Annotated in this window: 21 protein-coding genes and 2 pseudogenes; 8 read left to right on the top strand and 15 right to left on the bottom strand. The window is 59.9% G+C overall.

What is annotated here, in order from left to right:
* Positions 1-280 precede the first annotated feature (280 nt).
* Together NKI41_RS15215 and ftsH are read left to right on the top strand one after the other, a co-directional pair.
* Positions 281-628 (top strand): hypothetical protein, encoded by a 348-nt coding sequence (locus NKI41_RS15215; RefSeq protein ID WP_352614860.1) that lies wholly within the window; start codon positions 281-283, stop codon positions 626-628.
* 460 nt (positions 629-1,088) lie between these two features.
* Entirely contained in the window at positions 1,089-3,023 is a 1,935-nt protein-coding gene (gene ftsH, locus NKI41_RS15210) for an ATP-dependent zinc metalloprotease FtsH (RefSeq protein ID WP_352614858.1), read from the top strand.
* Between the two features lie 91 nt (positions 3,024-3,114).
* Here the strand turns inward: ftsH and NKI41_RS15205 are convergent, their stop codons facing one another.
* The 7 genes from NKI41_RS15205 to NKI41_RS15175 form a co-directional block, all read right to left on the bottom strand.
* Positions 3,115-3,972 carry a protein-L-isoaspartate O-methyltransferase family protein gene (locus NKI41_RS15205; protein WP_352614856.1) on the bottom strand — a complete coding sequence of 286 codons (858 nt, stop codon included), beginning with the start codon at positions 3,970-3,972 and terminating at the stop codon, positions 3,115-3,117.
* A gap of 187 nt (positions 3,973-4,159) precedes the next feature.
* The gene (locus NKI41_RS15200) at positions 4,160-5,791 is read right to left on the bottom strand and encodes an ABC transporter ATP-binding protein (protein WP_352614854.1); all 1,632 of its coding nucleotides are present in this window, start codon (positions 5,789-5,791) and stop codon (positions 4,160-4,162) included.
* Positions 5,781-6,665, bottom strand: a complete 885-nt coding sequence (locus NKI41_RS15195; RefSeq protein WP_352614852.1) for an ABC transporter permease — start codon at positions 6,663-6,665, stop codon at positions 5,781-5,783. Before NKI41_RS15195 ends, NKI41_RS15200 begins: the two co-directional genes overlap by 11 nt.
* Positions 6,662-7,708, bottom strand: a complete 1,047-nt coding sequence (locus tag NKI41_RS15190; RefSeq protein WP_352614850.1) for an ABC transporter permease — start codon at positions 7,706-7,708, stop codon at positions 6,662-6,664. The genes NKI41_RS15195 and NKI41_RS15190 overlap by 4 nt, the downstream gene beginning before the upstream one ends.
* Before the next feature lie 94 nt (positions 7,709-7,802).
* Complete coding sequence (locus NKI41_RS15185) at positions 7,803-9,410, bottom strand: ABC transporter substrate-binding protein (protein ID WP_352614848.1); 1,608 nt, start codon at positions 9,408-9,410, stop codon at positions 7,803-7,805.
* A gap of 112 nt (positions 9,411-9,522) precedes the next feature.
* Positions 9,523-9,876 (bottom strand): Rieske (2Fe-2S) protein, encoded by a 354-nt coding sequence (locus tag NKI41_RS15180; RefSeq protein ID WP_352503722.1) that lies wholly within the window; start codon positions 9,874-9,876, stop codon positions 9,523-9,525.
* Between the two features lie 11 nt (positions 9,877-9,887).
* Positions 9,888-10,970 (bottom strand): amidohydrolase family protein, encoded by a 1,083-nt coding sequence (locus tag NKI41_RS15175; protein ID WP_352614846.1) that lies wholly within the window; start codon positions 10,968-10,970, stop codon positions 9,888-9,890.
* 133 nt (positions 10,971-11,103) lie between these two features.
* Between NKI41_RS15175 and NKI41_RS15170 the strand changes: the two genes are divergently transcribed.
* Together NKI41_RS15170 and NKI41_RS15165 are read left to right on the top strand one after the other, a co-directional pair.
* On the top strand, positions 11,104-11,961 hold the full coding sequence (locus tag NKI41_RS15170; protein ID WP_352503720.1) for a LysR family transcriptional regulator: 858 nt from the start codon (positions 11,104-11,106) through the stop codon (positions 11,959-11,961).
* Positions 11,962-12,052: 91 nt separating this feature from the next.
* Positions 12,053-13,129, top strand: a complete 1,077-nt coding sequence (locus NKI41_RS15165) for an FAD-binding oxidoreductase (RefSeq protein WP_352683783.1) — start codon at positions 12,053-12,055, stop codon at positions 13,127-13,129.
* Between the two features lie 234 nt (positions 13,130-13,363).
* Here NKI41_RS15165 and NKI41_RS15160 read toward each other — a convergent pair whose 3' ends face one another.
* The 4 genes from NKI41_RS15160 to NKI41_RS15145 form a co-directional block, all read right to left on the bottom strand.
* Entirely contained in the window at positions 13,364-14,509 is a 1,146-nt protein-coding gene (locus NKI41_RS15160; protein WP_352614842.1) for a LacI family DNA-binding transcriptional regulator, read from the bottom strand.
* An 88-nt stretch (positions 14,510-14,597) separates the two neighbouring features.
* Positions 14,598-16,127, bottom strand: a complete 1,530-nt coding sequence (locus NKI41_RS15155; RefSeq protein WP_352683781.1) for an amino acid ABC transporter permease/ATP-binding protein — start codon at positions 16,125-16,127, stop codon at positions 14,598-14,600.
* 76 nt (positions 16,128-16,203) lie between these two features.
* The gene (locus NKI41_RS15150) at positions 16,204-17,040 is read right to left on the bottom strand and encodes an ABC transporter substrate-binding protein (protein ID WP_352449157.1); all 837 of its coding nucleotides are present in this window, start codon (positions 17,038-17,040) and stop codon (positions 16,204-16,206) included.
* A 179-nt stretch (positions 17,041-17,219) separates the two neighbouring features.
* Complete coding sequence (locus NKI41_RS15145) at positions 17,220-18,056, bottom strand: PfkB family carbohydrate kinase (protein ID WP_352683779.1); 837 nt, start codon at positions 18,054-18,056, stop codon at positions 17,220-17,222.
* A gap of 103 nt (positions 18,057-18,159) precedes the next feature.
* Here NKI41_RS15145 and NKI41_RS15140 point away from each other — a divergent pair, with 103 nt between their 5' ends.
* From NKI41_RS15140 to NKI41_RS15125, 4 genes are all read left to right on the top strand, one after another.
* Positions 18,160-19,161: an SIS domain-containing protein gene (locus NKI41_RS15140; RefSeq protein ID WP_352683777.1), complete on the top strand. Its 1,002-nt coding sequence runs from the start codon at positions 18,160-18,162 to the stop codon at positions 19,159-19,161.
* A 64-nt stretch (positions 19,162-19,225) separates the two neighbouring features.
* A complete protein-coding gene (locus NKI41_RS15135) occupies positions 19,226-20,353 on the top strand; it encodes an NAD(P)/FAD-dependent oxidoreductase (RefSeq protein WP_352683775.1) in 1,128 nt (375 codons plus the stop codon).
* A 456-nt stretch (positions 20,354-20,809) separates the two neighbouring features.
* Complete coding sequence (locus NKI41_RS15130; protein ID WP_352467423.1) at positions 20,810-21,052, top strand: type II toxin-antitoxin system Phd/YefM family antitoxin; 243 nt, start codon at positions 20,810-20,812, stop codon at positions 21,050-21,052.
* Positions 21,033-21,488, top strand: a complete 456-nt coding sequence (locus NKI41_RS15125) for a type II toxin-antitoxin system VapC family toxin (protein WP_352683772.1) — start codon at positions 21,033-21,035, stop codon at positions 21,486-21,488. The genes NKI41_RS15130 and NKI41_RS15125 overlap by 20 nt, the downstream gene beginning before the upstream one ends.
* A gap of 141 nt (positions 21,489-21,629) precedes the next feature.
* On the opposite strand, the pseudogene NKI41_RS15120 reads toward NKI41_RS15125, so the two are convergent.
* The 4 genes and pseudogenes from NKI41_RS15120 to NKI41_RS15105 all read right to left on the bottom strand — a co-directional run bounded on the left by NKI41_RS15120 (position 21,630) and on the right by NKI41_RS15105 (position 23,650).
* A pseudogene (locus tag NKI41_RS15120) lies at positions 21,630-22,066 on the bottom strand (TA system VapC family ribonuclease toxin).
* Positions 22,063-22,290: a CopG family transcriptional regulator gene (locus NKI41_RS15115; protein ID WP_352503709.1), complete on the bottom strand. Its 228-nt coding sequence runs from the start codon at positions 22,288-22,290 to the stop codon at positions 22,063-22,065. Before NKI41_RS15115 ends, NKI41_RS15120 begins: the two are co-directional and overlap by 4 nt.
* Before the next feature lie 130 nt (positions 22,291-22,420).
* A pseudogene (locus NKI41_RS15110) lies at positions 22,421-22,558 on the bottom strand (EamA family transporter); the annotation flags it as partial.
* A gap of 66 nt (positions 22,559-22,624) precedes the next feature.
* Positions 22,625-23,650 carry a zinc-binding alcohol dehydrogenase family protein gene (locus NKI41_RS15105; RefSeq protein WP_352683849.1) on the bottom strand — a complete coding sequence of 342 codons (1,026 nt, stop codon included), beginning with the start codon at positions 23,648-23,650 and terminating at the stop codon, positions 22,625-22,627.
* Between the last annotated feature and the right edge of the window lie 175 nt (positions 23,651-23,825).

Raw genomic sequence — 23,825 nt, 5'->3', positions numbered from 1 at the left:
AATGCACAGTCGCTTCCTGGAAATGTAAGAAATGATTGGTTCTCCCGCCCGACCGCCCTGGCGCTGCCGCGCGACTTGTCCCAGGCGCAAGAACTGACATTCACGCCGATTGTTTCACCGGTTCGAAAAAATGTTGATGGCGGGCGGAACTGCGAGGATGTGGCGTTGCGGAGCCATTGAAATTTGGTCGAAACTCTCCAAAATTTTCAGCTGGTGGAAATCGCGACAGCCACCACAGACGACGTCAACAGAGGAGACTATTCAAAGCGGAGGACTATCGATGGAAGGAGCCATTTCGACGAGTTTTCCCCCAATCGGGCCCGAGGGCCCTGATGTTTTTCTTGACCGGTTGCTCCATCCGGCACGGCATTTCGAGCGACCTGAGAACGTGCTGACCGACGTGACGCTGGACTTCCAGGAGAAGCGTGCAATCCTTTCGTCATGGGCATCGGATGCCTGTGCAGTGGAATCGGTGCCGGCGCTGCGCATGCCGCCGGGCGCAACCGAACCGGTCAGCTTCGATGCCATCATGGACGCGTTGCGCCAATTGGATCAATTGGAGAAGCTTCCCGGCGCCGGTCGCGGTCGTGAAATCACCGGTTTTACAGCATCCGTCGATCGACTTTGAGTTGAACGCGGCCACTCTCTGTATCCGAGGCATCCGCCCGCCGGCGAGGAACTCCCCGGCGGGCGAGGACTGGCGCGTTCTCTCCGCGTCCATTCATGTAGGGTTCCATAGGTCCGGCTCTCGCCTGAGTGTTGAACCCTTGCGATGCGGAAAAGCGGCCGCATGCCGGCGCAGATGTTGTCTGGATGTTGGCATTGCTGCAGAGCAGCGACCGCCGCCGTGTCGCAGGTGCTTGCCTGCGAGTGCAATGCGGCCGTCAGCCATGATTTCAACGACGTTTTGAAGGGGGTCTATCCGGCGGAGGAAAACGGCATGCCGGGCATGCCGCGCAGGAAAGGACAATGCAGACCCAGTATCGTCGCCGGCTGGTCTGGGCTTCCCACTTTTTTGCGCCGTACCTGGCCTGCACCGATGCCGCGCGGGCTTGGCGACCTATATCCGGTTCCCTGTGGAGGCCGCCATGGACATGAGCAACAGAAAGACGCGGTTCAATATCTGGTACTGGGTCGCGGCGTTCGTGGGCGTGATGGTCGTCCAGTATATCTATGCCACGACGCAGCACGTCGCCGAGATACCATACAGCCAGTTCGAGACCTTGCTGAACGCCGGCAAAATCGCCGAGGTGCAGGTTTCGGACCGCTTCATCCAGGGCCGCTTCAAGGAGCCGCAAGATGGCAGGCCGCTATTCATCACCACACGCGTCGAGCCGAACCTCGCCCGTGACCTGCAGGAGCACGGTGTCACTGTGACCGGCCAGGTCGAAAGCACCTTCCTGAGCGACCTGCTTTCCTGGGTTGTGCCGGTGCTCGTCTTCTTTGGCCTGTGGATGCTGCTTCTAAGACGCATGGACGGCGGCGTCGGAGGTTTGATGCAAATTGGCAGGAGCAAGGCCAGGGTCTATGTCGAAGCCAATACCGGCGTGACGTTCGACGATGTGGCGGGGGTCGATGAAGCCAAGGCCGAGCTGCAGGAGATTGTGGATTTTCTCAAGAACCCGGGCGAATACGGCCGCCTCGGAGGCCGCATGCCCAAAGGCGTGCTGCTGGTCGGACCGCCGGGCACGGGCAAGACTCTGCTCGCCAAGGCCGTCGCCGGCGAAGCCAAGGTCCCGTTCTTCTCGATCTCCGGTTCGGAGTTCGTCGAGATGTTCGTGGGGGTCGGGGCCGCGCGCGTGCGCGATCTTTTCGAGCAGGCGCGGTCCAAGGCTCCCGCAATCATATTCATCGACGAGCTCGACGCTCTTGGCCGCGCCCGCGGGACCATGGTCGGCGGCCACGACGAAAAGGAGCAGACGCTCAACCAGCTTCTGGTCGAACTCGACGGTTTCGATCCACAGATCGGCGTCGTGCTGCTGGCCGCGACGAACCGTCCTGAGATCCTTGATCCGGCACTTCTGCGCGCCGGCCGTTTCGACCGCCAGGTATTGGTCGACCGGCCCGACAAGCAGGGTCGCATCAAGATCCTGCAGGTTCACATGAGCAAGGCCAAGCTGGCGACGGATGTCGACGCGGAAAAAGTGGCGGCGCTGACGCCCGGTTTCACCGGTGCTGACCTGGCCAATCTCGTGAACGAGGCGACGTTGCTCGCCACGCGCCGCAAGGCGGATGCGGTAATGATGGGAGATTTCAACAATGCGGTGGAGCGCATCGTCGCGGGACTGGAGAAACGCAACCGGCTCCTGAACCCGAAGGAGCGCGAGATCGTCGCCTACCATGAAATGGGTCATGCGCTGGTAGCCATGGCGCTGCCTGGCGTCGACCCGGTGCACAAGGTGTCGATCATACCACGCGGCGTCGGCGCGCTCGGCTACACTATCCAGCGTCCGACCGAGGATCGCTTCCTGATGACACGCGAGGAGCTGGACAACAAAATGGCAGTGCTGCTCGGCGGCAGGGCGGCCGAATGGATCGTATTCGGCCATCTGTCCACCGGAGCCGCCGATGATCTCGCCAAGGTAACCGACATAGCGCGCGCCATGGTGACGCGTTACGGCATGTCGGCAAAACTCGGGCACGTGGCGCTGGAAAAGGACCCACGCTCCTTCCTGAGCCCCAACCCGCTCGCGGGCGGACCGCGCGAGCACGATTACGGCGAAGCCGCCGCCGATGCCATCGACGCGGAAGTGCGCGACATTGTGGAGGCCGCGTTCGAACGAACCGTCAGCCTGCTCACCGAGCGGCGCGACGTGCTGGAAAGGGCGGCACGCAGGCTGCTCGAGACCGAGACGCTCGATGAGACTGACCTTGCGGCGCTGGTCGGAGACGTCTCGACGGCGGATCATGCTGCGCAGTATAGTTCCAGTCCGTCTTCGCATAAGAAGAAGGCTGTGCTGCAGCCGGCCAGGACCGCGGCTGCAATCCCCACGCGCGGATCGGGGAAATTTCGGACGCAATAATGATGTTTCGGACTGCTCCCGCCGGCATAGATCGCTCGTGGAAAGCCGTGCCGCACGCTACGACGGTGACACGCAAGATCGACATTGATCTCTAGGCTTTCGAAATCCAGTATGTGTCGGTCACCAACCAAGCGTTCTCGATGCCATTTTTCGGTCGCCCTCGGTGATATTGCGCGAGACGGGTGACCTTGCCTCGCGCAGCCTTGAGGGCGACCATCAAGGCCTTTTCTTCGTCAGTGCGCCTGGCTCCGCTGCAGGGGTAAAATCCGCATGGCACAAGTGATCGTACGGGAAACGTATCGCCAGCCCTTTCCAGAAGCATCATGAAACCTCGTCGGTCTTCACCCGTGAACGGCAATGCCATCCGGCCAGCGTCGGACAAATTTGAAAGCCACCGTTCCGGCACGTGCGTCACTCCGGCAAAGGCGATCACGACATCGAGGTCTGGCAGATCAATTGCCTGCGTTGCATCACCGCACGTCGCTTCGACATGCGCATATTGAGCAAGATTGCCTTGCGCGCGACGAGCTAGTTGTTCGTCGATCTCATATGCAATCACGCGTCCTTCAGAACCCGTCAGTTCAGCGAGGATGGCGGTGAAATAGCCGACACCGGCGCCCACCTGAAGGACGGTCTGGCCGGGAGTGATGTTCAGATGGTCGAAAACCAATGCCCAAAGCGACGGCAAGCCGCTGTTCAGTCCGCGTTTTTCGTCAAGCAAGACCAGAACGTCGTGGTAGATCTCATGAAGTGCGGCTGAAGGGCTGGTATGGACCGCCCCGATTTGCAGTCTCGAATGGATACGCCATGGCCCGTCGCCAAGGTAGTGTTCGCGCGGAACCCTTGCAAAGGCCTCGATGACCGCAGGATTGTGCAAGACAGGTGATGCGACACGCAGGTCTTCGGCAAACCACCGGCGCGCTACACTAGCATCGATTTCTGTTGGCATAGAGTATCGGCTCCCGGATTGCGCGTACTCCATCATGCTCTCAGAAAACCGAGTGGCGGCAAAGGGCGCCTATCCTCGTATGGACGGGGCGACGCGCGCTGTCCGTTTGCGACCGAGCGCGGTCTCGCCGAGCGCCTTCCGCGAGACTGTAAACCGTGGCGATATGGAAGAACACTCTGCCCGACGATCACATCGTCCGGCTGGCGAGCAGCCTTGTGAGCCAATCCGGATCCATTTCCGGCACGGAGGACAGAAGCCGTTCGGTATAGGGGGCATGCGGCGGCGTGAGAATTTCGCTCTTTAATCCCTGCTCAACGACTTTACCCTGGTGCATGACCACAATTTCGTCGGCGATCGCCCGCACGGTGGCAATGTCATGGGTGATGAAAATGTAGGTCATGCCGAGCTCGCGCTGAAGCCGGATCAAGAGCTTCAGGATTTCCTCTTGCACAATCTGGTCGAGCGCGGACGTGATTTCGTCGCAGATTATCAGCTCCGGATCGGCGGCCAACGCCCGGGCGATGCAAACGCGCTGCTTCTGGCCTCCCGACAGTTCGGCCGGCAGACGATCCAGGTAAGTTTCGCTCATCTCGACCATGTGCATGAGTTCGCCGATCCGCCGATCCCGTTGTGCACCCTTGAGGCCAAGGTAGAATTCAAGCGGACGAGCTATAACTTCTTCGACTGTCTGGCGCGGATTTAGGGCGTTGTCGGGCATTTGATAAATCATCTGTATGCGTCGCAGGATCTCTTTTGGGCGCAACTTCACGGTCTTGGAAAGGGCCGGGCCGGCAAAGGAAATCGACCCCGAAAGCGGGGGCAGCAGGCCGGTAACGACGCGAGCGAGCGTCGATTTCCCGGAACCGGACTCGCCGACCACAGCCACTGTTCTTCCGCGTGGAACTTTGATCGAGACATCCTGGAGCACCTTAACCGCCCGGCCGTAGGCCGCGGTGACGTTGTCTATCGTAAGCAAATATTCATCGGCCGGAACTTCGGGCTTGGCGAGCTTGCGCACGGCCCAGAGCGTCTTGGTATATTCCTGGGTGGGCGAGGCGAGCATCTGGCGCGTTTCTGCCTCCTCCACGGTTAGTCCATGGCGCAAAACCATGATGCGGTCCGCCATTTGCGCCACCACCGCCAGATCATGCGTCACATAGATTGCAGCGGTGTTGAACTCCTCCACGATGTTGCGAATGGAGGCGAGAACTTCGACCTGCGTTGTCACATCGAGCGCCGTCGTTGGCTCGTCGAAGACGATGAGGTCCGGACGGCAAGCCATCGCCATCGCGGTCATCGCCCGTTGCAATTGTCCGCCGGAAACCTGGTGAGGATAGCGAAAGCCAATGGTCTCCGGATCTGGAAGCTGAAGACGCCGATAAAGATCGACCGCACTCCGGTTCGCTTTCTCTCGGCTGGCAATCCCATGCGCCACCACGGTTTCGACAGTCTGATCGAGGAGTCGGTGGGCCGGATTGAAAGAGGCCGCCGCGCTTTGCGCGACATAGGCGATACGGGAGCCTCTGAGGCGACGCCGCCCTGTTTCGCTTAGTGCCAGAAGATTGATCCCGTCGAACAGGATCGAGCCCTGTGTAATACGGCAGCCCGGCTTGGCGTAACCCATCGCCGCGAGGCCAATGGTGGATTTGCCGGCGCCTGACTCGCCGATCAGGCCAAGAACGTCCCCCCGCTTCAGCGCCAGATCGACCCCGCGGACAATGGGATACCACCGCTCGTCCGAGAAACCCTCCACATGCAGATTGCGGATCTGAAGCAGATCCTTGCCTTTTTCGCGCAATCCGGGAGCGCTATTTTTCATCCCGCAACCCGCTCGTTGCATGCAGGAACCAGTCCACGACGAAATTCACAGAGACCGTGAGGAGGGCAATCGCGCCGGCCGGCAGCAGCGGCGTGACATCGCCGTAGGTGATCAGGGTCGCATTCTCGCGCACCATCGATCCCCAATCGGCGGTCGGTGGCTGAATACCGACCCCCAGGAAGGACAGTGCCGCGATCGTGAGGAATACGAAGCAAAATCGCAAGCCGAACTCCGCGACCAGCGGCGGCATCACGTTGGGAAGGATTTCCTTGGCGATGATCCATTTCGGGCCTTCGCCGCGCAATCGCGCCACTTCGACATAGTCCATTACCGCCACGTTAAGCCCGACGGCGCGTGCGAGCCGAAAGACACGGGTAGAATCGAGCAGCGCAATGATGATTATCAGGCTTGTGATCGACGAGCCGAAGATCGAAAGCAGCACCAGGGCGAAGATAAGGCTTGGGATCGACATCAAGACGTCCACCGCACGCGACAGTATCTGGTCGAGCCATCCTCTATACAACGCGGCAAGAAGGCCTAGCGAGACGCCGACTGCGAAGGACAGCAATGTAGTCGCGACGGCTATACCGATGGTGTTGCGCGCACCGTAAATCAAGCGTGTGAGCATGTCGCGGCCGAGCTGGTCGGTTCCCAGTTTGAACTGCTGGCTCCACGGTGCGAAGGCCTCGCTGAAGACCTGTGTTTCGCCGTATGGGGCGATCCAGTGCGCGAAGACCGCAACGACGACATAGCCAATGATCACGAGGATGCCGAACCAGGCACTGAAGGGTGCCTTCTTCAGCGCCGTTTTGGCCCGGGTGGCGCGCGAGCGCCTCAGCCTGTGAACCTGCGCGATGGGTTCGTAGCTGGTCATCGTGGATGCAAGAGCCTGGGATTGGTGGCGATGGAAATGATGTCGGCGGTCAGATTAAGGAGGATATAGGTCGCCGCGAAAATCAAGGCGCAAGCCTGGACAACCGGAACATCCCTTGATTTGACCGCGTCGACCATCAGCTGACCGATGCCGGGATAGACGAACACCACTTCGACGACGACCACCCCGACCACGAGATAAGCAAGATTGAAGGCCACCACCGTGACGATCGGAGCCCATGCGTTGGGCAAGGCATGCCTGAGTACGATGGCCATCGGCGAGACTCCTTTGAGACGCGCCATGTCGATATAGGGGCTTGCAAGCATGTTGATGATCGCCGCTCGTGTCATGCGCATCATGTGTGCGACGATGACGAGCGTAAGCGTGGTCGCCGGCAAGGCTACTCTCCAGACCTGATCCCAGAACGGCGTCTGGTCGTTTACGTTCGACAATGTCGGGAACTTGGGAACTGCGTTAAGTATCCAGTTCAGTGACACTGCAAGCCAGTGCGGCAGGGATTGTGCGAACTCGGAGCCGATGAATGTGTCGCGCGAGATGACCAGATAGGCAAGCATATAGGCGACGAAGAATTCCGGGAACGAAATGGTTGTCAGCGTCACTGCGTTCACCAGCCGGTCGAACCAGCCATTGCGGTAGAGCGCAGCGAGGATGCCCAGTCCCAGGGCGAGCGGAACTGCGATCAGCGCGGTCATCGATGCGAGGAACATCGTATTGTAAAGGCGCGGCGCGATGATCTCGGCGACGGTGCGCCGATATCCGGTGCGGCTTGCGAACGAAGAGCCGAAATCTCCATGGAGCATCTGCCCGACCCAGACGAAATAACGCTCGACAGGCGGACGGTCGATGCCAATTTCTCGCTGGAAGGCGGCGACCGTTTCGGGTGTCGCGGATTGTCCGAGCATCGCCTTGGCGAAGTCGCCCGGCAGCATTGCAATCGCAGAGAAGATAATGATGGAGACGATGAACAGCGTGACCAGGCCGAGGCCAAGGCGCTGCAGAACCGTTCTTGCGACCGGGTTCATTTGCTCGCGTTTCCCGTTGCCCTCGCTGCCCTGCCGGCAGGGCACGCGGCTGCAAGCCGAAGCCCAGTAGCCATCGCGGGTCCGGCCCGCTCTCTCACGCAGTGGCGATCCACCAGCGTTCGGCCATCTTCAGTCCGTCGTTCTCCCAGTTCGGCGCCACTTCGCCATGTGCGAGCTTATTGGATTTGGCGCTGACGAAGTTGTTGAAGACCAGCACGATGCTGCCGCCATCATCATGCGTCAGTTGCTGCATCTCGGCATACATTGCCGCCCGCTTGGCCTCATCCGTCTCGGCGCGCGCCTGGACAAGCAACTCGTTGAAGCGGGGATTTTTCCAGAACGACTCATTCCAGCTGGAATCGGCGGCGAAGGCTTGCGTGAACATCCAGTCGGCCGTGGCCCGACCACTCCAATAGGAAGCGCACCAAGGTTTCTTGAGCCAGACATTGTCCCAATAGGCGTCCTCGGCCTCGCGCACGACGTTTACGTCGATACCGCACTGGGCTGCCGTCTCGCGGATCAGCGCAGCCGCGTCCACCGCGCCTGCAAAAGCGGCATCGGCGACCGAGAGGTCCACCTTCAGTTTCTCCATTCCAGCCTTTTTCAGATAATGCTTGGCTTTCTCCGGATCGAAACTGTGCTGCGGCTGCGGATTGGTGGCGAATTTAATCGCCGGCGCGATCGGGTTGTCATTGGCCACAGTGGCGTGACCGAGAAAGATCTTATCGACGATCTCCTGACGGTTGATCGCCCACTTTAAGGCCATCCGGACATCCGGATTATCGAACGGCGTCATCGTGACGTTCACGGGCAAGGTATAATGGCCATAGCCGGTGACCTCGACGATCTCCACCTTGGGGTTGCGTTTCAACATGCCGAGGGTCTTGAGGTCGGCGCGGCCGATATAGTCCACCTCCCCTGTCGATAGCGCGGCCATGCGAGCGGCGAGATCGGTGATGGCGATGAACTCCACCTCGTCGAGATAGGGTTTGCCGTTCTTGAAGTAGTTCGGATTGCGCTTGAGTTTGGCCGAAACGCCGGGCTGGAAATTCTCAAGCACGAAAGCACCGGTGCGAACGCCTGATCCCCAATCCGCCTTGCCGTCCTTGGCCGGCATGATGACCAGATGGTAGTCACTCATGATGTAGGGGAAGTCGGCGTTGCCGCTTTTCAGCGTGAAGACAACCGTTTCGGGGCCATCCGCCTTAATGCTGGCGACGGGCTCAAGCAGCGGCTTCGCCGCCGACTTAGTTTCGTCGCCCATATGATAGCGAAGCGAAGTCACGACATCGTCCGCCGTCACATTCTTGCCGTTGTGGAAGGTTGCGCCCTTGCGAAGCTTGAAGACCCAGGTTTTGGCGCCATCGGACGATTCAAAGCTCTCGGCAAGGTCCGGTTGGACGTTGCCTTTGGCGTCGACCTCGGTGAGGCTGTTGGACATCGAGCCCGAGAACGCTGTCTGTGTGAAGGTGTCCGGGTAGCCGGCCGGATCGATCGAATCCGTCGTCGCGCCATGTGCCATTCCGAGCTTGGCGAAGCCGCCCTGCAGCGGTTCGGCGCGGGCCGTGCTGACGAAGAGCTTATCCGCAGCGGTGACCGTCAGCCCAGCGGCCAGCCCAAGATTAATGAAATCGCGACGGGAAATCTTGCCGCGACCGATCAGGCTTTGAGCGATAGCAAGCTTGTATCCAGATTCTGACATTTGACTCTCCCATTGCGGATTTTCCGCGTTCTTGTTCGTCACGCACCCTGTGAAGAAATCTGCCCGTTAGCCGCGATCATCATTTCTGCTACTCTTCGAATCCGTACCTCAATCAGGCCGTCACATAGATGCTGCCCGCCTCGACCGTTACTGGAAATGTGCGCGCACGAACGGACGGATCGACCAGGGCCGCGCCTGATTTGATGTCAAATTCCCAGCCATGCCAGGCGCAGCGCACGATCTCGTTTTGGCGGTGATAGATGAACTGCGCCTCTTCGACCGGTGCAGTTGTTCCACATTGCGGCCCCTCGCAAAGGGGAGCGCCGCGGTGCGGACAAACATTCAGCAGCGCGTGGAATGAATCTCCGATGCGAAAAACGCCGACCGAAAGGCTGCGGATCTTGGCGATGAAGGGAGATCCGGTTTCGATCTCGTCGACTCTACAGATGTATGTCTTCTCGGGCATCGTCTGCTTCCTCAGGCAGCATTCGCCGCTTGCGCGCGCGGGATGCGCTTGTAAACCTCCAGCGCATTCAGCCCCATGATCTTGCTCTTCCAGGCAGGAGGGATTTGCAGCGTGTTGGCATCGTCATAGTCCCAATGCGGATAGTCGGAGGCAAACATCAGCGTATTTTCGCCGTCCATCGCCTCGAGAGTGGACCAGAGATGCTGAATATTTGCGGGCTGCTCCAGCGGCTGCGTGGAAAAGCGGATATTTCGCCGGCAATATTCGGACGGCAGCATTTTCAGCCATGGCGTCTCTTTGCGTAGGGCTTTGTAGTCGGCGTCCAGGCGCCACAATACCGATGGCACCCAGGCGACGCCGCATTCGATGACCACGAAGTAGAGGTCCGGCCATTTTTCGAAGACGCCATGCGCAATCATGCTTGCGACATGCGAAATGGCCGACATGTGCAGGATGGCATGGGTCTCCCAGAAGAATGTCGTCGGGGCCGGAGCAATCGCGGTCGAATTCACGCCACCATGGCCGCCCAGATGAATGGCAAAGGGCAGCCCCACCTCGGCGCAAGCCTCATAAACTGGATGGTAAAACGGATCGCCATAGGGCTTGACGGAGCCTTGCGAAGCGAGAACCTGAACCATGCGCGGGTGATTGCCCAGACGGCGTATCTCGGCGGCCGCGAGCTTCGGATCCTGTGGCGCGACGATGATCGAGCCCATGAAGCGATCGTCCTTCGGCAGCCATTGGTCGATCTGATAGTCATTGTAGGCGCTGACGAGGGCGCTGGCATAATAGGGATTGGCGAGGGTGGAAGCCTCGATCGGCTCATCGCCGGTCAGGATCGCCACATCGACCTTGTACTTGTCGAGGTGTTTTTCCTTCATGATGAGATAGTTGTCGGCTTCTGTTTTCGGACGGACGTCCTTGCGTGAGAAGTCCTGCGGATGAAACCAGGGACGATGGCCATGCGGGAAGGCGCCAACGGGACCTGTCTTCTCGCCTTCAACGAACATGTCCTTCCATAGGCCGGAAAGGTAAGGCTCCAATACAGTCGCGCTCGACCAGTAATTGTGACAATCGCAGTCGACTATGAACACGTTGCTCAGCTCCGTAGCTTCAGCCTGGACGATCTGCCGGCCGATTTCACCGCGTGCAGCTTCCGCCTTGAGTATTGTTTGATCAAGCTTATGATCCTGCGCAATATGATCGACTTTTTCGATCGGAGGTCATGTGCAGCTAGATCACATCGAAACCTTTCTCGACATCATCGAGTCGCGAAATTTCAATCGTACCGCCGACCGGCTGGGGTTGACCCAGTCGACGATCAGCACCCGCATCAAGAATCTGGAGAGCGCGATCGGGTCCGAGCTCTTTCTGCGCGGGCGCGCCGGCGCTGAGCCGACAGCCGCCGGGCGGCGGTTCGAAGCCTATGCCAGATCCTTGCTGTCGACGTGGTCGCAAGCTCGACACGATGTGCGAGCGTTCAACCGTTTCGAGGGCACGTTGCGCATCGCCGCACAGGTGGGGATGACCCGTTCGGTCCTGCCGGGATGGGTCGAGACACTGTGCCAGGCGCTTCCAAAATCCTCGATCCATGTCGAGTCGGACTATTCGAACCAGATGGTCAGCGACCTAAGCATGGGAAATCTCGATATTGCCGTGCTTTATGCGCCTCGCTACCTGCCTGAGATCGCCTACGAGCATCTGATGGTCGAGGAATATGTGATGGTTTCGACGGCTGCCAGAACGCTGTCTGATGTCGACCCTGAAACCTACATTCGCCCAGGCTACACCGCGGTGCTGGAAAAGACGCACGCAGAGCTGCTGGCCGAGCTTGCGATCTGTCGGCTTTCGACGGGATCGGAAACTCTGGCGGAGATCATGCTGCGACGAACGGGCGGCACCTGCTACATGCGCAGCGACGATGCGCGCCGGTTCACGGCCGAGCTCCCATCGTTCCTCGTCGAGGGAGCGCCGACGCTGCACCAGCCAGTCCACACCGCGATCCTTGCGCGCCGCAAACACGAACCCATTATTCGCAAGGGCATCCGAGCTCTCCAGGTGGCTGTAATGTCCCTGGAAGTGTAATCGAAATTGCCGATCATAACGGCAGGATTGCGCGGCTGTTCAGCGGGGTTTGAAGTGGCATCTTGGCTCCACTTCAAACCCGAGTTGAATGATGAATGCTTACGCGGCCTTTGCAGCCTCCGGCTTCGCCCCAACAAAGCTTCACCGGGAGTGGGCACAGACCACGCCGCAGCTTGTGCTCTGCCGACGCGTGATCGACGAGACGCACGATGTGAAAACATTCGTTCTCACACCCGCTTCAGATCGGATGTTCTGCTTCAGCGCTGGCCAATATGTTGTGGTGCACCTGAGGATCGAGGGGGCCGCGGTGACACGCTCCTACTCTGTTTCATCACCGCCGACGCGACCGCTCGACCTGCAGATCACCGTGAAACGGACGCCGGGCGGGCTCGTTTCGAATTGGCTCCATGACAATTTGAAGCCGGGCGATGGGATCGAGATCGAAGGGCCGCTCGGCTCGTTCAATCTCGACGATCTGCCGCATGCAAAGTCCCTCTTCCTTTCAGGTGGCAGCGGGATCACTCCCGTCATGTCGATGCTGCGGGCATTTACCGACCGCGCAGCAAACCAGGATATCCACTTCATTCATAGTGCGAGAACGCCGGACGACATCATTTTTCGGCTCGAACTGGACGCACTTGCCGCTCGCTTTCCCAATGTTCATGTGACTTGCATTTGCAGTCATGGAGACCCGGCCTGGACGGGTCCAACCGGGCGAATTAACAGTGAGATGCTCCTGACCTTGGTTCCCGATCTCCATAGCCGCACGATTTTTGCCTGTGGGCCGGAGTCCTACATGAAGGCTGCACGCAGCTGCCTCGATGCAATCGGGCTCGCCCTTTCACAGTATCATGAGGAGAGCTTCGGGGGCGGCAACATTTCGCGTTCGCTATCGGATTCAAAGGTTTCGTCTTCGGTCCGCTTCGCCCGCTCCGGCCTTGCATATCACTGCGCGCCCGGAGAGACCCTGCTGGAAGCGGCGCGCCAATGTGGCGTCTATGTCCCAACCGCTTGCCAGCAGGGAGTTTGCGGTACGTGCCGGATCGCCAAGCTGTCTGGCGAAGTCGTCATGGATGACCTAGGCGGACTGACGTTGGAGGACAAATCGGCAGGCTACATCCTGGCGTGCTGCAGCCGCCCACAAGGCGACATTTTGCTTGATCTATAATTGTACCCATCGCGGAACGAAATCGGGCAGCCTTTGCGTTCAACGACCAAGCCATACTACTGCGACAGCAAGTGATTAGGTTTCGGAACCCGGATGGGCTCGCCCGATTTCTGGCGCAGCTCACGCTGGGCATCGCAAGCGACAAAAGTCCTACCCAGCAATACGCTTGAGCTATTATTCAGCCGCTGCATGGGATCGACCTCGACACAAAGAGGCGCGGCAATTCGGCTCCAGCTACACCGTCGCGGCCGGATCAGGGGCGTTGCGGTTGAGATGAACCGCAATCGAATTACGGTTCACCAGGCGAGCCGCGAGGACACGGTGTTCAAACGGTGCGGTGTCGCCAGCCAGCCTCTTCAAGAGAAGCTCGGCTGCCGTCGCCCCGATCAGATGCGCCGGCTGCGCGATGGCTGTGATACCTTGGGCCACGAACTGCATCCAGTCGAGATCGTCGAAGCAAAGCAGCGAAACCTCTCCCGGAATCGCAAGCTTCAGTGCGGATGTCGCCTCCAGAACGCCTGTCGACATCACACCGTCGGCGGTAAACAGGGCGGACGGCGCATTGCGCATTGTCAGCAGATCGAGTGCCTCCTTTCGGGCTGCCTCGCTGGAATAGACCGCCACGCGGCGGATCAACTGTGGATCCGGCGAAATGCCCGCAGCGCGATGGGCTTCGAGATAACCCAACAACCGTTGCCAGCTTGGATGATGGTAGCGAACGTCGGAGCTGGAGAGATCAGCGTTTGTCACAAAGGAACCAACATCATCGCGTTGGTCCGGCCCGAGTTCCGCCAATATTCCGATGCGGCTGTGTCCGGCGGCGATGATCGCCGCTATGCTGCTACGCGTTACAGAAACGTTATCGACCACGACCGAATCGGTTTCCATGCCCGCCACGATGCGGTCGAACTGCACGACGGGACAGCCGGCCGCGACTGCGTCACGAAGATGATCCGGCTTGTCCAAGAAGGTCGATGAGACGACTAAACCATCGACCTGCTTTTCCAACAGCAGCTGCACCGCCTCTCGCTCGAGTTCGGCATTTTCGTCACTATTCGTAACGATAACCCCGAAGCCGCCACGGCGCGCGACGTCCCCTATTCCGCGCAGCACGCTTGCATAGAATGGGCTTTCGATGTCGCCTACGACAACGCCGATAGTCTGGGTCTTACCGGTGATCAGGCCTTTGGCCAGGCGATTGGGCCGATAACCCAGCGCAGATGCCGCGGCGCGCACCTTCTCCTGGACCTCAGGGCTGCTGTACCCGTAGTCACCAAGCACGCGCCCAGCCGTGGCAGAGCTCACTCCAGCCCGGCGAGCGACTTCGATGATAGTTGCGTTTTTGGATCTTTGAGTCACCCAGCAAGTCCCGCCGACCATGCAACGTCGTGGCGACGAACTAGCGGCAGTTAGGCACGCCCCGCAAGGCCGAACACCGCAGAACCCGCCGCTGCGCACACCATTTGAATTACAGCACCTCCGACAGAAAGCGTCGAAGACGCGGGCTCTGCGGATTGTCGAATAGGTCTTCTGGCCGGCCTGCCTCGACGATCCGCCCCTCGTCCATGAACACGACCTGGTTCGCGACCTTGCGAGCGAAATTCATCTCGTGTGTAACGACCACCATCGTCATCCCGCCCCGCCCGAGGTCGGCCATCAAGTTCAGGACACCTTTGACCAATTCTGGATCGAGGGCGCTGGTGACTTCGTCGAACAGCATAATTTCGGGTTCGAGGGCGAGCGCACGCGCGATGGCCACCCGCTGCTGTTGCCCGCCCGAGAGATTGGCCGGCCGATGGTCCTTGCGCTCCAGCAGTCCGACTTCATCTAGCCTCGCCAAGGCCGCGTCATTAGCCTCCTCGCGCGACATGCGTTTAACTTTGCGCAGCGCCAAGGTGATGTTTGCGAGCGCGCTACGGTCGGGGAACAGATTGAACTGCTGGAAAACCATGCCCACGCGCCGCCGGAGTTGGTCAGGGGTCTGCTTGTAGATGCTTTCGCCGTCGAGCAGAATGTCACCGGCTCGGCATTCTACGAGACGGTTGAGGCAGCGCAGCAAGGTCGACTTGCCCGATCCGGACGGACCGATGAGGCAGGTGACGGTCCCGGGCTCCACTTTCAGACCGACGTCATGCAGCACCTGGACGGCGCCGTAGGCCATGTCGATATTTTTGACCTCGATGCCGCCACCCTTGAAGCGTGTGGGCGCTGTTGCAGGCAACGTCGCTGCTCCCGGCACGACGGCTTCGGCAAGCTCGGCGACCTCTTGGAGGCCACTCTGCACGGCGGTTATTCGTTTGCCGACGCGCATGCGCGCGTCGATGTAGTTGACGAGATGGGTCAGCGGCACCGTGATCACGAGATAGAACACTCCGGCCAGCAATAGGGGCGACAAGTTGCCGGTCAGCACAGCCTGGTCCTGGCCGACGCGGAACAGTTCGCGTTCGGAGGCGAGCAGACCAAGGAAATAGACCAGGCTGGAGTCTTTGACATTGCCGATGAACTGGTTGACCAGTGCAGGCAGGACGCGACGGATGCCTTGCGGGATCACCACCAGGCGCATGCCTTGGCCATACGTCATACCGAGAGTGCGCGTGGCGTCGATCTGACCCCGCTCGACGCTCTGAATGCCGGCGCGGAAAATCTCCCCGATGTAGGCTCCGGCGATCAAGCTGAGCGCCAGAATGCCCAGCGGATAAGGCGATGGACCAAACAGATCTCGGCCCAACCGCGCGAAGCCTTGGCCAATGATCAGGATTGTGACAATGGCAGGAAGCCCACGGAAGATATCGGTGTAGACTCGGGCAAGGAGTTTCAGCGGCCGGTTCTCTGAAATCCCCATGACTGCGAGGACGATACCGATCAGCGTCCCGAAAAACGTCGAGGCAAGGGCCAGGATCAAAGTGTTCTTGAGGCCGACCATCACCATGTTTGGCAGAACTTCTGCCATCGCCTGGAAATCAAGGAAGCTGCGGGCGAAGGTATCGAACCAGCTCATATCAAGTCCATCTATAACTCGGCCGGGCACCGTTGCTGACGGGCCCGGCCGGAAACGAAAATGAATACGCGCGAATTTACTTCTTGGGCAGATATTGATCCGGCATCGGAGTGCCCGGGAACCACTTCTCATGCAGCCGTTTCCAGGTGCCATCGTCCATGGCCTCGCGCAGCGCCTTGTTGAGCGCCTCGCGGAAGGCATCGTTGCCTTTCTTGACCACGAACCCGGCCGGCGCGTCGAAGGACGGCACGTTCATTGTTATCTTCAGGTTCTTATAGCGCTCCACATACTGCTTGGCCGACTCATAGTCAGTGAAATGGCCATCAATCGTCCCGTTATTCAGCGCCGCCACCGCAGTGTTGTTGTCGGGAAATTTGACAATGTCGCCCTTGAGGTTCTTCTCGGCATAGATTTCCTGCAGCGTTCCCTGGATCACGCCGATGCGCTTTCCGGCGGTGCTCTCATTGCTCGTCAGTGCCGGATCCGCCGAAATGATCGACAGGTAGCCGGCGAGATAGCCGTCGCCAAAATCCACCGTCTTCTTGCGCTGCGCCGTTGTGCCGATGGCGGCGACAGCGACATCGAAGCGGCCGTTGGCAACGGAGGGCAGCAGCGCCGAGAATTCCTGGCCGGTGAAAACGACCTGCTCCTCCTTGAACCCGAGCCGGCGCGCCACATCACGGAAGAGTTCGGCGTCGAAGCCGGTGAAGTTGCCGTTGGCATCGGTGAAGACATAGGGTTTCGCATCGCCCATGGTTCCGACGCTGATCACCGTCGGGTCGATGAGGTTATAAGGGTTGTCCGCCGCGTTTGCTTGAGTTGACGAGGCCAACGTGCCAAGTCCTGTCAACAGCGCGATCGTCAGCGCCAGACCGGATTTCAAAAGTAGGCGCCTGCTCGAATTCGTGTGCATGTCTTCTCCTCTTACCATTGGCCGAACTCGGCCTTGCGATCCCACTCGACGTCTCATCTATCAAAACGCTCTTGGACGGCGTTCGGCCAGGAAGGTGAGAACGTTATCATTTTCTCTAGCATTGTCCATTTCTCGCGTCAATTGTTTCGGAGAATTTCGCAGCTAGATGGTTTCCAGTGTTAAGCGTGGGGGATCTTCGGCGTCATCTTTCCTAAGTCGATTGCTGTCGCATGGCCGATTGCCCCGTAGTACCGGCAGGTAGCAGCCGCCGCGTCCGCGGCATGGCCGAGGATGTCTTGAGGCGCCTCCTTCTTAAGCAGGCCGAACAGCGTTCTTGCGATGAAGGTGTCGCCCGCGCCCAGGGTGTCGACGGGTTTGACCAACCGCGCCGGGGTTCGGTAAGAGACGGTGTCGCCGTGAAGCACCGCGCCGGCTCGACCACGAGTCACAAGAACCCACTTTGAACCACATGCAAGCAATTCGGCCGCGATTGCGGCCAATTCCTTGTCGTCGAGACCGTCACCCGAGACACAAGCCAGATAGCAATAGGGTCCAATCTCGCGTCGATGTCCCGGTTCCCGTCGCGTGGAAAAATCATAAGACAACAGTGACTTACTTGATACAGCGGCAACCCACGGGTCCAAACCGCTGGACTGGCCGATGTGGACGGCCTGAAAGCCCGAGAGAAAATCCAGATCTTCTTGCGTCGGCGTAAACACCGAAACTCCGAGATCGAAGTCCAGGAAAATCCGATCGGCGTTGCGGTGACCTATGAGGCAGTAAGCGGTCGCTCCCTCGAGACGCCGCAATCGGGTGATGTCCACGCGCTCCGACGCCAGTGCAGTGCAGATAAGGTCCCCTGCCCGGTCTTTGCCGATCGTTCCGACATAGGCCGATCGCCCGCCGAAGCGGCTGACATAAACCGAGACATTGAGGCAATTTCCACCAGGATACATCTCGTCGCGAGCAAGATAACAATCGACCACGTTATCGCCTATCGCGGCAATCTTGACCATTGCAGGACTTTCAGTTTAAAGGATGTGATAACGTTCGCACAATGGCCGCCCACCTGTCAATTGTGGGCCCGCCCCTAGCTCTGCCAACGAGACGAGGAAGCTCATGATTTCCGCCCTGCCCTCCGACGTGGAACGCGCCCTGACCGCTACGGCGGGCAGGCAGTTTTCGCACCTATTCCTCGTGGCGTGCGGCGGTTCGCTCTCGATCATGATGGCAGGCAAATACTTCGTCGACCGTCACAGCGGCGCATTCGCCTGCGACATCTACAACGCGGATGAGTTCGTCTGCCGAGACCCGCGACGGTTGGGACCTGACGCGCTCGTTGTCCTTTGCTCGCAGACCGGCACCACCCGCGAAACTGTGCGAGCGGCCAATCATGCAAAGGATCGAGGCGCAACGACAATCGGCATGACGCTCGACCAGATATCGCCCCTCGCGCTGGCGGTCGACCACGCAGTCGCCTACCAGGCCTCCTACACGACGGGCAAAGCAATCGATTCAGCCTGCAGCAACTACGGCGTGCTCTATATGTTGCTCGCCGGCCTGATCGATGCTCGGGAGGATGCCGGGCTAACTGCCGATCTGCTGACGAGCCTAAGCCATCTTCAGCCGGCGATCGAGCGTGCGCACCGGACCTATGCCGACCGGTTTCAGGCCTTCGCCCCCCGTTTCGCGCCGCGCAATGCGATCTACACACTGGCCAGCGGTGCCAGCTATGGTGCGGCCTATTCGTACGCCACCTGCGTGTTGATGGAGATGCAGTGGTACGATTCGCAGGCCATACACGCCAACGAGTTCTTTCACGGCCCATTTGAGGTGGTCGACCGGGACGCTTGCTTCGTGGTCTTAGTGGGTTTGGACGAAACGCGGAGCCTTCCCGAACGTGCCCGAGACTTCCTTTTCAAGTACGGCAGCCGGGAAAACGTCCTGGTGCTCGATGGAGCTGAACTCGACCTCAGTGGTATGTCCGAACACATCAAACCCTATCTCGTGCCCTTGGTCTTCTTCGACACGCTTTGGCGTTTTGCCTACGAGCTGGCCGCCCTGCGCGGCCGGCCAATGCTTGAGGGCCGGCGCTACATGAAGAAGCTCACCGACTATTAGTTCCGCCGCGCTCTGCAGCCATCCAACAACTCCCAGCCCGGCTGCTGCGAAGAAGGATTTCTCCATGACTGCATCACCAAAGCCGCGCCATGTCGTTGTTATCGGCGCGGGCATCTTCGGCATCTCTTCCGCATTGCACCTTGCTCGTCTTGGCCTTGATGTAACGGTTGTCAACGACGGCGCGCCAGCCAACGGTGCATCCGGCCGTTCACTTTCCTGGCTGAACTCAGCGCGACGTGCGGACACTGCCTACCACCGCTTGAGGCTTGCAGGCATCGACCGTTATCGGACCCTGGCCGCCACAAGGCCGGAAACGGAATCGTGGCTTCGCTTTGACGGCGGCCTCACCTGGGATGCGGATGACGAGACGAACCAGATCGCGTCCGTCTGCCAGTTGGAGCAGGATATTGGTTATGACGCGCTTCTGCTCGGCCCTGCCGAAGTCGGTGCAGTGGTGCCCGGCGTCAACGCGAGCGCAATTACCCCCCAGGGCGCCATCTTCAATCCTGGCGAAGGATGGGTTGACCTGCCGTCTTTGATCAGTCTGCTGCTCAATGAGTTCCGCTCTCGTGGCGGCAAGTTTGTTCGGGACGCTGGACGCGTCCGGATAGATGCCACAGGTGGTCGCGCGCGTGGCGTCGTCACTGCCGACGGTGTGCCGGTAAAGGCGGATGCAGTGGTCCTTGCGGTCGGGCCAGCGACGCCTATCATGCTCGCAGAGATCGGAGTTCGTGTCCCCGACGCCACGCCAATTTCACTTCTCTTGAAGACCAAGCCGATCAAGACCGAGCTCCGTGCCGTGCTGAATACGCCCCGCGTGGCGGTTCGCCCGACGCCGGATGGCGCACTTGTTTTGGATTCGGCGTGGTCGGAGGAAGAAGTCGTGGTCAACTCTGACGGAACCTACACCGTGCACGACAAGACCGTCAAAGGACTGCTCGAGGAGGCTAGTGCGGTGCTCGAGGGCAATCCGCGGCTCCAACTCGCTGCCTATGCAGTTGGCCCGAAGCCCATCCCCGGCGACGGCGAGCCAGTGCTTGGCTCCGTCGAGACCGTTGCCGGACTTCACGTCGCCTTCAGCCACAGCGGCGCCACGCTTGGATTGATCGTCGGCGAATTGCTTGCCAAAGAAATCGCCTCTGGCAATCCGCATCCCATGCTTGCAACGTTCCGCCCTAATCGTTTCAGCTGAAAGGGCAATTTGGGGCAAGGCCGAACTGTCCAGATGGGTCGCGGGCCTGGGGAAGAGCCGCGTGATCAGGTTGTCGTGCTACGGCAACAGAGACGGCGAGAGATCGGCGCTGCGCGTCCAAGCGCGAACGCTCGAAGAAGAATGCCCCGCAAACTATGGTCAGATAGCCACTCGCGATCCACTGGAGTGCGCTAACCGCGACAAGTTGCGCAAGCTTCCGCCCGCAAAATCAGACACTGCGCATAATCAGAAGCCGTTGCTCCAGAACGATTTCACCTTGTCAAGAGACGGCCCGCCTTGCGGCGTGCGAGGGGTCGGCAATGACTTGACCAAGCCTTGACCAAGGGTCAGGATTGCGCCTATCGTCGCGTGCAAGAGCGATTGTCGAGCAATCCACACTCAGCTCGGCAATGAACACGGCTCACCACGTTGACCCGACGCGCGCAAGGACAGGAAATGACCATCACGGTGAAAGTTGGCGAGGCCAAAACGCATCTCTCGGAACTGCTTTCAAGGGTAGAAGCCGGCGAGGAGGTGATTATTTCGCGCGGCAATGATCCCATCGCTAAACTGTCGCGGATTCAACGCCGCAACGATGTCGAAGCCGTGATCGAAGAGATCAGCGCTGCCCGCGCCCGCGCCAAGCCCGTGACGCAGGACGAAATTCGGGCCTGGCGCGATGAAGGGCGTCGCGCTTGATGGCGATCATCGTCTGATGCCTTTCGTTGTCGACCTTTCCATGGCGGCTGCCTGGATTCTTCCTGATGAAGACAGCGAGGCGGCGGCCGCCCTGATGCGACGATTGCCGGGAGCAACGGCGCCTGTCCCTTCCCTGTTCTGGCACGAGGCGCGTAACGTCGTATTGATGGCCGAGCGGCGTGGCCGCATCGCGGCGGGCGAAGCTGCCACCACCATGGCACGGCTGCGCCGATTGCCGCTGGAGGACGCCGGCGGCGGGTCGGACGGCGCAGTGCTGACATTAGCGGCTTCGCACGGGCTCAGCGCCTATGACGCCGCCTATCTGGCGCTGGCAATCGAAACCGAGTTGCCGCTGGCCACCCTCGATCGGAAGCTCGCACTTGCCGCACGCCGCCAGGGAGTCCAAATTCTCGGGCCGCTCGCGAATGGCAATTGACCTCTTCGCTCGGCCACCTGCCTATGTTATTCGACGTGCAGAAGTCTTTGACGCTCTCGATTCCGTGCTGCCTCTGGACCTCCGCGACTTTCTCGCCGAAGAAACCCGAGAAGATCGAAGGTAGACCGCACCGAAGAGTCTCTACCTTGTTGGAATCAGATGCAGTGCAGACTTCCCGCCCTTCACGGCCGCCGCTGACAGCTTGCGGTCAAAGCTGGCAAGTTGGCCGCCGCGCGCCTTGGCGAGCGCGAGAAGGTGCGTAGCCGTCACCTGCGCCGAGGTCAGGATTTTGGCTGCATCAATGTCGCCGGAGCCAACCAGGCTCACATCGTCGGGCCAGAAGCTGTGCCCGTGCAGGGTCCGCAACTTGGTAACGATTTGCGCAACAACAGCGGTGAGCCGGGAGAATTGGGATATCTTTGGTTGCCGACGATGCGCAGGACGCCGTTTTCGGTGACGGGACACGTAGCCCATGCGGCGTTACCGGTCTCTTCGAACCAGCCATGCGCGTCGTCATGGGCGACGTGGCCAGGATCGATCAACGCGACCAGCACGTTGACGTCGAGCAGGAATGTCACTGCAGTTCGTCTCGCAAGGCGTTGACCGTTTTAAGCGTGACGGGAGATGCATCCGGCCGAGGTGGCAGAAGAGGGATCCCGTTGCACTCGCCGCCGGCTTGAGGCCGGCGCAGCGAGCGCCGGGCGAGATCGGTGATGACCTCGCCGAGGCTGCGATCCTGCTGCCGGGCGATGGCCTTGGCCGCGACCAGGACATCGTCATCGATCGCCAGTGTGGTTCTCACGTTGCCCTGCTTGGTGCGCATCAAACATCACGCATCATATAGAATAGCGACTGGGATACTCAACCGGTGCGAATAGCCGGTGGACTTGGCGTGGAACACGTTTGTGCGGAAGAATCGTCGCTTCACGGTTTCAACCCTTGTATGCGACGAGAACTGCGGCCGCTGCAATCAGTGAAACGCCAAGCCAGTTCGGCAGGGACAATCGTCCAGTGAGGAAACCCACTCCGAATAACGTGTCAAGCGCGCCCCTTAGGCTGGCGTCACCGAGCAACTCCCCCTCCCCTAATGCAGCATCAGGGTTGCGGGTCACATATCTTGAATGTGCTTGCCGACGTCAGCCAGATCCAGCCACGTCGACAACGGCCTTGATCAGACCGGACTTCTGCTGCGCCCAGATCGCAATATCGCGTGGGCTGTCGCGCAGGGTGGTGCGATGGGTGACGAGTCGGTCGATTGGTATTTTTCCAGCGCGGATCGAGGCAGTGACGTGCTGGAAATCGCTACGCGTCGCGTTGCGACTGCCGATCAGCATCATTTCCCGCTTGTGGAACTCTGGATCTGAGAAGGTTATGTCATCCGGCACGACGCTGACCATCACCATGACGCCACCATGGGCAACATAGGCAAAGGCAGCCTGCATCGAACGGCTGTTTCCCGTTGCGTCGAAGACGACGTCGAAACCTGCTCCCGCAGTTCGCTCCGCTATCGTTTCGGCGATCGATCCCTTCGACGCGTCGATCACCAGGAAGCCCAATTGCCTTGCGGCAAAGGCCAGCCGCTCGGCATCGACGTCCATGACGGTCACGTTGAGTTGCGCTATGCGCGCAAAAAGCGCGGTGCCGAGGCCGATCGGCCCGGCGCCGATAACCAAGGCGCGAATGCCCGGCCCCGCCATGGATCTGCGGACCGCGTGAGCACCGATGGCCAGAAACTCGACCGTGGCAGCCTCCACCGGTGACAGGCCGGCCGCTGGTATCAAGTTCTGCGCCGGCACGAGAATCTGCTCGCTCATGGCACCGTCACGGTGCACGCCAAGCACCTCGATCGACATGCAGCAGTTCGGCTTTCCCTGGCGGCAGGCGGCACAATTTCCGCAGGCAAAATAGGGGTTGACGAGGATTTGCTCTCCAACCGACAGGTCCACCGGCGCGTTGATTGCCGCGATTGTTCCCGAAACCTCATGGCCCATGACGCGCGGATAGGCGAGATAAGGATGCCTGCCCTCGAAGATGTGGTAGTCGGTTCCACATATCCCGACATAGGCGACATTGATCAGTGCCCAGCCTTCGGGCGGAGCGCCTGGTGCCTGCTGCTCCTCAAACACCAGCCTGCCCGGCTCAGCGCATCGCACGACTTTGATGGTGGGGCCCATGACTATAATTCACCCCCTTGCTAAGCTGGAGTCCGGCAACAGGAAGTGGGGGGGCGGGCGCGGGGGGCCCACCCACTCGGCGGGGTCGAGATTAATAGAAAAACAATAAACCCCCCCCACCGGGCCACCCAGAAATTGCGAGGGAGGGGAGATAAAATAGATT

It is taken from the genome of Mesorhizobium sp. M0601 (assembly GCF_040320845.1).
GTDB lineage: Bacteria > Pseudomonadota > Alphaproteobacteria > Rhizobiales > Rhizobiaceae > Mesorhizobium.
Note: the sequence above shows the minus strand (reverse complement) of the source record. Positions and strands in the feature narration are given on the sequence as shown.

Bases quoted from the DNA above. Each gene is read 5' to 3' on its own strand.
- NKI41_RS15140 (WP_352683777.1), top strand. From the start codon at position 18,160: ATGATTTCCGCCCTGCCCTCCGACGTGGAACGCGCCCTGACCGCTACG.
- NKI41_RS15135 (WP_352683775.1), top strand. From the start codon at position 19,226: ATGACTGCATCACCAAAGCCGCGCCATGTCGTTGTTATCGGCGCGGGC.
- NKI41_RS15180 (WP_352503722.1), bottom strand. From the start codon at position 9,876: ATGCCCGAGAAGACATACATCTGTAGAGTCGACGAGATCGAAACCGGA.
- NKI41_RS15200 (WP_352614854.1), bottom strand. From the start codon at position 5,791: ATGAAAAATAGCGCTCCCGGATTGCGCGAAAAAGGCAAGGATCTGCTT.
- NKI41_RS15215 (WP_352614860.1), top strand. From the start codon at position 281: ATGGAAGGAGCCATTTCGACGAGTTTTCCCCCAATCGGGCCCGAGGGC.
- NKI41_RS15185 (WP_352614848.1), bottom strand. From the start codon at position 9,410: ATGTCAGAATCTGGATACAAGCTTGCTATCGCTCAAAGCCTGATCGGT.
- NKI41_RS15125 (WP_352683772.1), top strand. From the start codon at position 21,033: ATGAAGGGCGTCGCGCTTGATGGCGATCATCGTCTGATGCCTTTCGTT.
- ftsH (WP_352614858.1), top strand. From the start codon at position 1,089: ATGGACATGAGCAACAGAAAGACGCGGTTCAATATCTGGTACTGGGTC.
- NKI41_RS15155 (WP_352683781.1), bottom strand. From the start codon at position 16,127: ATGAGCTGGTTCGATACCTTCGCCCGCAGCTTCCTTGATTTCCAGGCG.
- NKI41_RS15130 (WP_352467423.1), top strand. From the start codon at position 20,810: ATGACCATCACGGTGAAAGTTGGCGAGGCCAAAACGCATCTCTCGGAA.
- NKI41_RS15150 (WP_352449157.1), bottom strand. From the start codon at position 17,040: ATGCACACGAATTCGAGCAGGCGCCTACTTTTGAAATCCGGTCTGGCG.
- NKI41_RS15145 (WP_352683779.1), bottom strand. From the start codon at position 18,056: ATGGTCAAGATTGCCGCGATAGGCGATAACGTGGTCGATTGTTATCTT.
- NKI41_RS15195 (WP_352614852.1), bottom strand. From the start codon at position 6,665: ATGACCAGCTACGAACCCATCGCGCAGGTTCACAGGCTGAGGCGCTCG.
- NKI41_RS15160 (WP_352614842.1), bottom strand. From the start codon at position 14,509: ATGGTCGGCGGGACTTGCTGGGTGACTCAAAGATCCAAAAACGCAACT.
- NKI41_RS15205 (WP_352614856.1), bottom strand. From the start codon at position 3,972: ATGCCAACAGAAATCGATGCTAGTGTAGCGCGCCGGTGGTTTGCCGAA.
- NKI41_RS15190 (WP_352614850.1), bottom strand. From the start codon at position 7,708: ATGAACCCGGTCGCAAGAACGGTTCTGCAGCGCCTTGGCCTCGGCCTG.
- NKI41_RS15165 (WP_352683783.1), top strand. From the start codon at position 12,053: ATGAATGCTTACGCGGCCTTTGCAGCCTCCGGCTTCGCCCCAACAAAG.